Annotated in this window: 5 protein-coding genes and 1 pseudogene; 1 reads left to right on the top strand and 5 read right to left on the bottom strand. The window is 66.1% G+C overall.

All coding sequences use genetic code 11. The features are described from left to right. Positions 1–33 precede the first annotated feature (33 nt). The 3 genes from OHA98_RS06155 to OHA98_RS06145 all read right to left on the bottom strand — a co-directional run bounded on the left by OHA98_RS06155 (position 34) and on the right by OHA98_RS06145 (position 3,324). On the bottom strand, positions 34–1,272 hold the full coding sequence (locus OHA98_RS06155; protein ID WP_266923134.1) for an amidohydrolase: 1,239 nt from the start codon (positions 1,270–1,272) through the stop codon (positions 34–36). A 418-nt stretch (positions 1,273–1,690) separates the two neighbouring features. Continuing rightward, positions 1,691–1,978, bottom strand: coding sequence for a hypothetical protein (locus OHA98_RS06150; protein ID WP_266923133.1), 288 nt, complete (start codon positions 1,976–1,978; stop codon positions 1,691–1,693). 119 nt (positions 1,979–2,097) lie between these two features. Beyond that, entirely contained in the window at positions 2,098–3,324 is a 1,227-nt protein-coding gene (locus OHA98_RS06145) for a helix-turn-helix domain-containing protein (protein ID WP_266923132.1), read from the bottom strand. A 343-nt stretch (positions 3,325–3,667) separates the two neighbouring features. Here OHA98_RS06145 and OHA98_RS06140 point away from each other — a divergent pair, with 343 nt between their 5' ends. Beyond that, entirely contained in the window at positions 3,668–3,886 is a 219-nt protein-coding gene (locus tag OHA98_RS06140; protein WP_266923130.1) for a hypothetical protein, read from the top strand. Between the two features lie 280 nt (positions 3,887–4,166). Here OHA98_RS06140 and OHA98_RS06135 read toward each other — a convergent pair. Both OHA98_RS06135 and OHA98_RS06130 read right to left on the bottom strand, forming a co-directional pair. Next, positions 4,167–4,622: pseudogene (locus OHA98_RS06135) on the bottom strand (NUDIX domain-containing protein). Positions 4,623–5,273: 651 nt separating this feature from the next. After that, entirely contained in the window at positions 5,274–11,882 is a 6,609-nt protein-coding gene (locus OHA98_RS06130; RefSeq protein ID WP_266923128.1) for a polymorphic toxin-type HINT domain-containing protein, read from the bottom strand. Positions 11,883–11,933: the final 51 nt, after the last annotated feature.

The following is an 11,933-nucleotide window of genomic DNA, read 5'->3' as shown; positions in this document are numbered from 1 at the left end:
GTCCAGCGCGTCCATGAATGGCCTCCGAACAGCTCACGAACGGTTGCCGTCGAGCAGCGCGGCCGCCGTGAACAGCTCCACACCCACGGTGATCGCCTCCTCGTCCACGTCGAAGTTCCCCCGGTGCAGGTCGAGCCCGCGGGTGTCCCCCGGAGTACGCACCCCGAGGCGCGCCATCGCGCCCGGCACGTGCTCCAGGTACCAGGAGAAGTCCTCGCCCCCGAGGCTCTGCTCGGTGTCCTCGATCGCGTACGAACCGCGCCGCTCGGTCATCGCGGCGTCGAGCAGGGCGACCGTCTCGGCGTCGTTCACCACGGGCGGCACCCCGCGCACGTAATTGATCACGGTCTTGGCCCGGTGCATGCCCGCCACCTCGTCGATGGCGGTGTGCACGAGGTCGGGCGCCTCCCGCCAGGCGTCCAGGTCCAGGCAGCGAACAGTTCCGGACAGTTCGGCGTGCTGCGGGATGACGTTGCACGCGTGCCCGGTCTCCAGCCGCCCCCAGGTGACGGCGAGCCCCGAGCGGGCGTCGGTCCGGCGGGCCAGCAGCGCGGGTACGTCGGTGGCCACCCGGGCGGCGGCGGTGACCAGGTCGGTGGTCAGGTGCGGCCGGGCGGTGTGCCCGCCGGGCCCGTCCATGGACACCTCCAGCCGGTCGCAGGCGGAGGTGATGGCCCCGGCCCGCAGCCCGATGCGCCCGACGTCCACCTTCGGGTCGCAGTGCACCCCGATGATCCGCCCGACGCCCTCCAGCACCCCGGCCTCGATCGCGTCGGTGGCGCCGCCGGGCAGCACCTCCTCGGCGGGCTGGAAGATCAGCCGCACGGCCCTGGGCAGCAGCCCCTGCCGCGCCAGCCCGGCCAGCACGAGCCCGGCGCCCAGCACGGTGGTGGTGTGCACGTCGTGCCCGCAGGCGTGCGCCCGCTCGGGCACGGTGGACCGGTAGGAGACCCCCGCCTTGGTGTCCGGGATCGGCAGCGCGTCGATGTCGGCCCGCAACGCCAGCATGGGCGTCACCCCGTCCCACTCCCCCACGTCACACATCAGCCCGGTCCCGATGGAGAGCACCCGCGGCTTCAGCCCGGCCTTCTCCAGCCGGTCCTTGATGGCCGCGGTGGTACGGAACTCCTGGTTGCCGAGCTCGGGGTGCATGTGCAGATCACGACGGAACGCGATCAGCTCGGCGCGGAGCTCCTCGGACAGCGTGCCGGGCAGAGCGGCTTCCCCGGACAGCTCGGCAAGGGCATCGGTGCGGGACTTCAACTGGTTCACCTGTTGAAGAGTAGGCCCCTCACACCCTCAACTGGCCACATATCAACAAAACTTCAGCCGCTCAGGCGAACATTTTTGGGCGCGGGGGCGTGTGAGGGGGGTGCGTGGTGGGTACACTCCGCCGCTTCTTCGGCAAGTCGGGCACGGGGCGTGGCGGGAGCGTGGCGGGAGCGGGGCGGGAGCGGGGCGCGGGGGTCCGGCGCGTGCGGGCCGAGGGCGGGGGCCGACGCGTGCGGTCCGACGCGCGGGGGCCGACGCGCGGGCACCCGCGGCAGGCGCGCCGGGCGCGGAGCCGGAGCGGTGCCGGCTGCGGGGCCCGGTACGGATGCGGGGCCGGGTATGGGTGCGGGGCTCGGGACGGATGCGGGGCCTTGGGACGGATGTGGGTTGTGGGAGGGCCCCTCGTGCCCATTTCTCCTCACCCACGCCCGGCCCGCGCGCCCCTGCTCACCGCCACCCTCACGGCGTCCCCCAGGGCCTCGGTCAGCCGGGCGGCCAGGTAGCGAACCTGCCCGGGATCGGCGCGCGGATCGCCGAGAATCTCCTCCGCGTGTCCGATCAGCTCCTGGCCCATGCCGAGCTGTACGGCTTCGACCTGATCGGCGACACGCGAGACGGGTCCGGGCGCGTCGTTGTCCGTGATCAGAAGACACCCCTTGCCTTGTGCGTCGGACCACGGCAGCAGGCGGACATCAGGGTTCGGCATGGATCCTCATTATTCGTGCGAAGCGTCCTCTTCTGACGGCTCCCTCACGCTAGGCGCGGCCACAGGGCCCGCCCAGTGACATCCCGTGCGACTCCGCGGGACGACTGGGGCAGCCCGTCCTAGTCGCAAGCCTGCCCGTCGAGGTTGATCCGCTCGGCAAGCTCCGCAATGGGGGACGTACGGCGTCGTTCCCTGCCCCGCAGGTCGGCGACGAGCCGGCGGCTCGTCGAGTGGTACCGCATCCACTCCGGCGCGATGCGCTCAGCCACGAGCAGGGCCTGGGTAGCCCCATCGGCCCTGTCCAGTTCCACGCAGGCCTGCGCCCGGTCCACGTGGAAGCGGGCGAGCCAGGTGGGCGGCAGCGACCGCAGATCGGGGACGACACGCGCGGCGCTCAGCGCCTCGGCGTTCTCCTCCATCTCCACCAGGAAGTTGACCTTGGCCACACCCACGTTCGTCGGACCGAACGGAGTCGCGTAGTCGAGCCGGTCCGTACCGATACGGGCCGCGGCGGCGCCCGCAAGGCCGATCAGGTCCCGCACGGTGTCGTGCCGACCCGCGCGGACGGCGGCGGTCGCGGCGCGCAGCAGGAGGATGCCCCAGAGAGACAGCTCGACGGGCCGTGAGCGGAAGGTGGGTTCCACACGTTCGGCCGTGGCGACGGCGATCCGCTCCGCGTCGGCCAGCCGTCCCTGCCTGGTCAGCACCCAGGCAAGGGTGGAGACACCGACCGTCTCCAGATGCGGGTCATCCCCTCTCCGCGCCGCTTCGGCCGCCCGCTCCATGGCGGTGAACGCCGCGTCCTCCTTGCCGAGTGCCGTCAGTGTGGTCGCCGCGATCTGATACGCCTCGGCGAGCACAGCGTGAGCGGCGGCGGCTTCGGCTCCATGGTGAGCTCGTACGGCGGCACGCGCGTCCTTGATCAGCTGCGGCAGCAGCGCACCGATCTCGCTGATCCGGCCGTCGCGCCTGATGCATTCGGTGGAACGGAGGGCGGCACGCAAATCCGCGAGAGACGGCGGCTCCTCGGGGTCGGCCTCCTCTCCGAGAAGATCAGCAAGCGGAGAGACAGCCTGTCGAAGTGCGAGCACGGACGGCTGGTCCTGTTCGCCCCGCACCTCGAAGGTGGTCGGCTGCCCGCCAAGCACGGACGGCTCCACGTCCAGGGCGCGGGCCAAGGCGTTGAGAGTCGTGAGCCGGGCGGTATTGCGCACTCCTTGCTCAAGCTTGCGCACGACATCCACCGAGACACCGGCCCGCTCGGCGAGCCGTTCCTGGGCGAGCTTTCGGCGCAGTCGCAGCCGAGCGATCCGGTCTCCGATGCTGGACTCTTCGCGGAACTGCACGGGTCACCCCCACAGGCGGACGTCAGCATCCACGCTACGCCGGGGCCGGCGCCAACGGGCACCTGGGGACAGGCAGTTCACCCCGGATGGGGACACAGCGCGAGATCTGGAAAAGAACGGTGCTGCCTGACAGGCCCGAACGGACCTACCCGACGCCCCTCCCCCCGACTTGTCCGGAACTCGGGCTTTGGTGGCGGCTCCCAGTTGACGTCAGCGTGCATGCATTCCCTACTCAAGTCCACGCTGGAACACGCGGTACGCGAGGAGAGATCACTCGCAGCATCCCTGCACGTACACACCGGCAACTCCTGCCTCATCAGCTAGAAACCACTTCCTGCCGAAGATGCCCGCCATATTCTCCCAGCACCCCCGAGCCACCACCTGCTACTTACTGTTCGAACTCGCACTCCGCCCCGACCTGCACTGGGAAGATCTCGACCTGGCCATCGAAACTTCCAACATCTGGCGCGCCAACTCCGGCGGCCTGACCGCCCTCCCGACCAAGACCCCGAGCTCCGAACGGCGAATCGCTCTGCCCACGCCGTGCCTGTGCTCCCTCTAACTGCGCCGCAACCGGGAACTCCAGGAACGCGAGGCATCAGGGGCGGGATGGAAGGACAGCGGCTACCTCTTCACCGGACAATGCCTCGGTCCGCTTGAAACTTTAGGGATCAGCCGTTCCGCAATTGTGGACGAGGACCGGAGTCTCGCCCACCAGCACATAGTGTGCGTGCTACTCGAAGCCTTCGACTTTATTTCTCGCAGGGTCAAGTGCGGTTTGCCGGTCCGGTGAGCTGCGTAGTTGTGCGGAGTTGTTGCCGTCGCTACTGCCGTCAGGCGGTTCAGCCCACGCACGGCTTCTCGCGATGTTCCAGGAAGTATTGGATCCTGAGTCGTTGGGTATATTGCATCAGCAGATGTTCGATCTCTTCCGGCGGTACGACGGAGTTCGGTGGATTCGTCAGAGATTGCTAGTTGGCCACCGGTGAAGCAGACGTTGAACTGTCGGCGGACCTTGCCGTCGGTGTAGGCGATGATGTGTTTCAGGTCGGTGTAGGTGCCCACAGGGCCGGCGATCTCTACGTCGAGGCCGGTCTCTTCCTTGACCTCGCGGACGTCTGTGCCGGGTAGGGGGTCGGTGAGGTCCATGCCTCCGCTGGGCAAGGCCCATAGGTCGTTGTCGCGGCGGCGCTGTAGGAGGATGCGCCCGTAGTCGTCGGTGACAACGGCGGATGCGGTGACGACCGCGCTGTTCGGCTTGGGCGCGCCGGGTCGTCGTAGTACTCGGTGCGGGCCACGGTCAGCCTTCCTCTCGTACGGGGAGCGTTGCCGTCAACTACTGCCTTCAAGACCCGCTGAAGGCCCGTCAGAACCAGCCTGACGGGCCTTTAGGTTTGCACTCACTACATCCAGAAGCCGGGCGGCGCTACCACGGCGTCCGCATCCGCTCGGAGACCTTTTTCATCTGCCTGCTGGGCACACCAGGATCACGGTCTACCGGAGATTCCCCAACTCGCGAATCGGGAAAGTGATTCCACCCCACTCCCTTGCATACGCGTCAGCTCCGCCACACTGAACGAGCACGTCGTCAGCCATTACCACTACGCTGCGGATAAGTGTACGAACGTCGATCCGACCGCACCATCGCAGATTGCCGCCACTCCAGCGACGAGACTCTGATTCCATGTCCGCGAATTGAACGACCTGCAAGTACACCTCTTCGTCTGCTCCCGTAAAAAACAGGAAGGTACCCGCAGGTTCGGCAGGAAGGAAGGCCGTTGCCGAGCTTGACCCCAGTCGGAGATCGATGGCAGCTTGCACTACAGAGCGGAGACCATCTCCCACATATGTGGTGTGCACTTCGATGACCTCATGCGGAAATCGCAGAATGAGGTTGGCCGATCCGGGCCGAACCATATTCCAATGCAGAGACAATTCTTCCATCGCCATCACCTCGGGTAGGCGGTACGCAGAGATCCGTTTGGATTGAGAATCACTTCGACGCTAGTTTCACCTCGAGACCCAACAGGGTAATCGAAATCGTACGTGTGAATTGTTCCGTCGCGAGGACGCCCAGTTGCATCAGGGGTATTTCGCCGCCCGGGAGTTTTAGCGGCACCCTCAATCAATTCTCCAATTTCATCCAGATCCATATAATTGGAGAAAGTAGTGTTTCCTGAAACCACTCCCGGACTTCCATCTACGTGCTCATCCAGCACGTGTTGCCAGCCAGGTCCATCAAACAGATTGCAGTTGTGCACGAGGACCGGCGTGGCACCCGCCAGCACATAGTACGTGTGGATGCCCTCAACCGTGAGGTCGTGCGTCTGCTGCCGCTTCGTATAGTGCCGCGTCGAAGTGACCTCGACATCACGACCATCGGATGTGAGCAGCTTGGTCCCCGGCTGTACTTTCCCCGCGTCGAGCCACTTCTTCTGGTTCACCGACCAGAAGGGATGGGTGTCCGTGGCGACGATGCTGGCTTCGCCCATATCCGTGGTGACGTTGAGCTCGGTGAAGTCCTTGTCATCCTTGGTCAGAATGGTCTCGATGACTTCCTTGGACCGTGTCTCACCGGTATCCGGGTCCGTGGCGAGTACGACGTCCCCCTTCTCGACGTCCTCGATCTTCTTACTTGTGCCATCTGCCAGCAGAACTCGGGTGCCCGGCAGGAAGCTGTGGCACTTCTTGGCCGCAGTCGAGGCGGCGTCAACGGCCTTCTTGGCCCCCTTGATCGCCTTCAGAGGCTTCAGCAGCGGAAGGTCCGTGGCCGACCAGCCGCACTGGCTCAGGTCACCGCCGCCGCAGTCCTGCCATGCCTGCACATCCGGCAGCAGGACGGATACCGCGATCGGTGCGACCCACTTCGTGTAGAAGTTCTTCGGGGCGACCTTCGGGTGCGGGATCACATAGCCGCTGACGGGCTTCCCCTTCGCCCTCACGCGCGAGGACCAGGAGTAGGAGACGGTGGTGACGCCGCTTACCTTGCTACCGAGGTGCCCGGGCCAGTACTGCTGGTGTCGGTAGCTCCAGCCTCCTTGGCTGTCGCGGAACCATCCGCTGCCGGCCTTCCCGTTGTTCGAACCATCAGTCGTACTGCGGACATCGTTGTAGTCGTTGCCACCGACCGGGCCGTCGGGCCGCAGCCCGCTGGGATCACTGAAGGAGACGGGGTTGTTGTTCGCGTAGGTGTAGCCGTGTGCCTGCTGGGGATCGGCGAGGTCCAGGATCGGATCGACGCTGATGAAGCGGCCGCTGGCCGGGTCGTACTCGCGGGCGCCGAGGTGGGTGAGTTCGGTGTCGGGGTCCTTCGTTCCGCCGACGAATCCCTTGTCCCCGGCCCATGTTGTGGGCTGGGAACCACGGGGCGCGCCGAAGATGGTGCTCTGACGACGGGTGACGGTCTGGGCCGCGTCCGCGGAGACCTGAGTGGTGCTGGTGCCGTGGTGGTCGTTGATCAGGAAGCTGAGCTTCCCGCCCTTGCGCAGGGCTACGGTTTCACCCGCTGCGGTGTAGTAGCGGGTACCCGTGACCTTGCCGGCCTTGTCGAGGTGCAGTTCGTTGCCGAAGGGCAGGTAGAGCGTGGTCCCGGTCGAGTCGCGTCGCACCATGCGGCTACCCGACGTGTCGTACAGGTAGTTGGTGGTGCTGGTGACTTCGGTGACGGAAGCCAGATGGCCTTCGGTATCCCACGTGAGGTCCTGCAGATCGGCGTTGCCGATCTTGCGGGTCCGAGTGTTGCCTGTCTCGTCGTAGGTATAGGTCTCGGTGTGCTGGTTCGTGCCCGTCTGTGTGATACCGGGAAGGTTGTGCGTTCCCGCCTCGGGAGCCTGGTACGTGCGCACCGTATCCGTGGCGGGACCGGCCGCTGCGGTGTGCTGGGTCTCGGTCTTGCGGTTGCCGACGGCATCGTAGGTGTACGTGGTCCAGTACGGGTCCGGACCGCCGATAACCGCCGCGGTCGGGGACGCGGCCGCGCAGTCATCGGTCGCGGTCCAGGCGTCGGTGATGCGGCGCAGGGTGTCGAGACCGAAGCACTGGGTGTCGCTGACGACGGTGGCGTCCTGGCCGGTTACCGTACCGATCTTCTTGATATTGCCTGCGAGGTCATAGGTGTAGCTGACGTTGTCGATGAAGCGCGGCTCGACGTCACGCTCGGTGGAAGCCTGGGTCAGCTCCCCCGTGTGCTGGTCGTACTGACGCCTCTTCCAGAGCTGTTGGGCAATTGCGCCGAACGCCTGCTCAAGAGGACGACCGTAGTGGTCGTAACTCACCGAGGCCAGGATGGCGATGTCGTCACCACCGGACACCGACACGGGAAGGCCGGCGCTGAACGCGTACGCGTTGGTGACAGCCTCGTCCGGGAGATCGCCCATGGCGGGCTGCGCCGACTCCATCAGCTGGCCGGTAATGGTGTTGTAGACGTCCGTCCACTCGTACGTACCAGCCAGGGCGCCTTCCGAGGCAGGAACGGTGAAGCGGCTCACGACCGGCTTGTAGAAAGCGTTGTAATTGACGACCGTGCTGATGTAAGTGTTTCCCCCGTCATGGCGAGTCGTGCTGGAGAGTTGCCCGAGGCCCTTGGAAGACTTGTCGTATTCCCAGTCGGCCAGCTTCGTGGCGCCCCGGGTGAGCGCGGTGGGGCGCCCCAGATCGTCGTAGGCGGTGTGCAGAGTGATGCCACGGGCGTCCGTGACATCGGTGGCACGCCCGCCCTCGTCGTACGCGGTGTCCGAAGCTCCCTTGTCGGGATCCTCGACATGGTCCTGTCGGCCTGCGGCGTCGTAGCCGTACTTCCAGGTCGCACCCGACGGATCGGTGACCTGCTCCAACTGCCCCAGCTTGTTGTACGTGTACACCGTGGACTGGGACTTGGCCCTTCCCGCATCCGTGTACTGCTTCAGCTCCGTGGTACGGCCTAGAGCGTCCGTGACGGTGGTGGTCGCGGTTCCGCCAGCGGGCGGAATGACGGTCGTCGTATCGCCCGTGTAGCTCGTGGTGGTGCGCTTGGTCTCCTCACCGTGGTTGCGTGAGATCAGGGCCACAGTGCGGCCCGCGCCGTCGAAGAGCGTCTCGGTCGCGTCCGGGTACTTGAGATCCATCGCGGTCACCGGGACGGGCTCCGCCTCCCCGGTGGCGTAGTACACACCCGAGCTGTGCCAGGCCTGCCCTCGGCTGTTGTAGCGGGTCTCGGTGACCAGGCGTCCCTCGTCGTCCGGGGACTTCGCCTGAGACTGCATCTCCCGCATCAGTCCGTCATAAAAGGTGTACGAGACCCCATAGGCGGAACGGTAGTTAAGGGTTTTCGTCGTGACGACGACGGGACCGGTCTTGCGGATCTGATACTCGAACGACTGGCTCGGCAGATCGGGCTGGGTGGCGGCGGGGTGGGAAGGCAGCCAGACCTTCGTCACCCGGCCCAGCGCGTCGTACGCGGTCGACGTGACCCGCGCATTCGCATCGGTCACCTTGACCGGCAGACCGCGCAGTGGGTCCACGTCAGTGGTGATCTGGTGGCCGAGAGGGTTGGTGACCAGAGTCCTGGTCGGCACCTCCCCCTGCACCGGCGTATAGACCGTTTCGGTCTCCTTGCCGTAGGCATCGGTGGCCGACAGCGCCCGTCCGTAGACATCGAAGTCGGCTGCGGGAGTCGCGGCCACCGTGTCGTAGCCCGTGCCGAGGCCGTTGAGCTTCTCGACCTTGGTCGCGTCGCCCTTGGACGGCACAGCCGTCAACGACGTAGCTCCGTCGTAGTACATGCGCTCGTCGCTGATCACACTCCCCGTGCCCGCCGCGTCGCCGCACAGTGCCGCCACGGTCTTCTTCTGAGCGACCACATCGAGGAGACGGCTCGTCGTGTTGGCGACGTACGTGGTGGTGGTGCACTTCTCGTCCCCGGTCTTCGCCGTGTCGCCCGTATCGGACTCGGAAGTGACCTGCCCGTAGCCGTCGAATGTCCGTGTCAGGGAGGTGGTCCGGGTGCCGGACGCTGTCGAAGTCCGCTCCTCCTCCTTCAGCGTGCCGGTGAGGTACGCCTCCAGGTCCGGCAGGTCGGCGCGGGTCCGGCTGGCCGTGAGAGCCGAACGCCAAGGGGTGTAGGACACAGCGGACACGAGCTTGGAGGTGTCGTCGCCGTTGTACGTGGCACTCTCGCGCGTCACGCCGGCGAACTGCTCACGGTCCGTGACCGCCGCGCCTGCCGAGTTCTCCACGGCGGCGCCGTCGATCCCCCGGAAGTAGCGAGCCTCCGTCAGCGTCGGCCCCGATTCGATGCCGCCCGTACGTGTCTGCACCCGGCCGTACCCGCGAGCCACCGAGTAGGTCCGGTCGTCCTTCTTGGTGAACTCATCCGTGCTCTTGGCCCACGCTGCGCCGTCCAGATAGCTGTACTTGGTGATCGTGTCCGGAGTCTCGTCACGTCTGTCGCCCTCCTGGACCTTGGTCACCACGTACGAGTGGAACCAGTCCAGCTTGGCCGTTTCTCCTTCGAAGGCCCACTTCACGGGGAAACAACGGGTCTTGTTCGTCCCGTCAGCGGCCGGCAACGTGGTCACAGTGCAGTCGGGATCGGAGTAGTACGCGCCGATCTCACCACCGGTCTCATTGATCACCTGATTCATGCGCAACCGGATGAACGGAGCCAGACCGTCCCCGGTCTTGTCGACCCGATTGGCCAACTGCTCACCCGCGAAGGTCACCGGCGGAAGCGTCTCGCTGCCTCCTGTCTTTCCGGTGCGCTGGATCGACTCCAGCCACATGGGCGTGGAGAGGCCATCACCGGAGGCCGGAAAGCCCTGCTTGAGCGTCCACGAATCAACGTCCTTGTACGTCCCCCCGGTCAGCACCTTCGTGGTGATCGTGGAGAGTTTCTTCCGGGACCAGAAGCTCGCCGAGTACTGGTCCTTGCACTCCGTCGCACCGTCCTTGCAGTACAGGTCGTAAGGGACGTCGGGCCAGTTCTTCGCGTTCGCCGCGTCGAAGGTTCCACAGCTGCTGAGACACCTTTCGTCGACACCGAAGTCGACCCGTCCCATTGCCTTGCCCGTATAAGCACCTCCGTGACGCAGCCCGTAGTCGATGTGGTCGAGGTACCCGCCACGGTCGTACGGGGTGACCGTCGCCTTGCCCGTGGTCTCCGAGACATTGCGGCCGTAGTTGTTGGTCTCGGTCTTCCAGTAGTACGACATCGCGTTGCCATGTACGTCGACGACGTAGTCGAGCTGCCAGCGCCATGCCTGCTGGCACCAGGCGGATGCGAACGACGCGTTGTAGCAGGGCTCGCCGGTCTGGTTGCCGAAGACAGGTGCGGTGAGGGTGGAGTTGGTGACCGGGTCATCGTCCGCCGTGCCGTGATCGCTCCAGCCGGGAAGCCGGTTCAGGCCGAAGAAGTACTGCGTCCCGTCCGTCGTGGTGACCTTCCAGTGCTCACCGGCACCATCGACGCCGGTGGTGCCCTTGTCACCGTTGGAGGCGCCGGTCAGCTTCTCGATCTTCTCGCCCGCGTCCTGGGCCGGGTGCCAGCCTTTGGCCGCGTCATGCACCAACTCGGTCGTCTTGCCACCGAGGGACAGCGTCGCGTTGTCGTTGAACCAGCACCGGTCACCGACCTTGGTGGTGTTGGTGCCGCCGTCCTTGTCATCGTTGCAGGACTTGTACCGCCGCTCGATGTACCCCGGCTCCCAGGACCACCCGTCACCAATCCAGCTGGGCTGGTTGTTCGACGCGGCAGTCCGGCCATCGACGCTCTGTGACGAGTAGTTCAGCGAAACGCTGGGCTTCAGTCCGCCGGGGACGGTCGGAACTCCGATCTCCTGCGCCCAGTTGAACGACCCTGTCGAGCCACCCGCACTCCACGCCCCCGAAGGTTGGAGCGGTGTGGCCTTGTACGAGCCGGACGCGCCCGACTCCCCTGCTGTCGCCGCCAGCACAGTCGGTGCGCCTGCGGATACCGAGGCGGTCGCCGACAGCGTCCTCCGCTCGGTGTCATTGACGGTCTTGAGCGGAGTGGTGGTGCCACACCCCGACTTCTGCGGCGTCGTCAACGCGCACGCGGGCATTTCGACGAGGCGTAGCCGTGCGGCCCAGTCTCCGCCGTACGCCCCCTGGAACGTCGAATAGTCGACGGCCACGCTCACCGGCTGGACGCCGGCCTTCTCGTCGCTGCGCTCCACCGAGAGCAGCAGACCGTCCACCCCCGCCCTGTCGGCGGCGGCCCGGCTCGCGACCGAGACCCTGGCCTTCACCGGCGGACCGGCCTCCGCGGACATGGTCTTGCGTTGCCGCGTTCCGGCAGTCGTGGCATGTGTGGCGGCTGCGGCGATCGAGACCGGCGAACTGTCCTCGGGCCGGACGGATTTCCCGCTCGCGGGATCCAGCACAACGTCGGCACTCGACGCGGTCGGCCAGGTGACCTTCGGAGACCGCCAGGGATGACTCTTGGCGTCGTCCTTGCGCTTCTTGCCACCAAACTCGACCGGAACCACCGGCACGGCCTTCGGCTGCTCGATGTGGGTGGACGGGCGCGCGGACGCCTCAGCCGGATCAGCCGAAAAGGCCACTCCCGGGAGAATTCCCACCAAGAGTGCTGCGGACAATGGCATAGCCAACCA

The sequence above is a fragment of the Streptomyces sp. NBC_00654 genome, from assembly GCF_026341775.1.
In the GTDB taxonomy this organism is placed as follows: domain Bacteria; phylum Actinomycetota; class Actinomycetes; order Streptomycetales; family Streptomycetaceae; genus Streptomyces.
The sequence above is the reverse complement of the archived record's forward strand: the minus strand, read 5'-3'. Positions and strand labels throughout refer to the sequence as shown.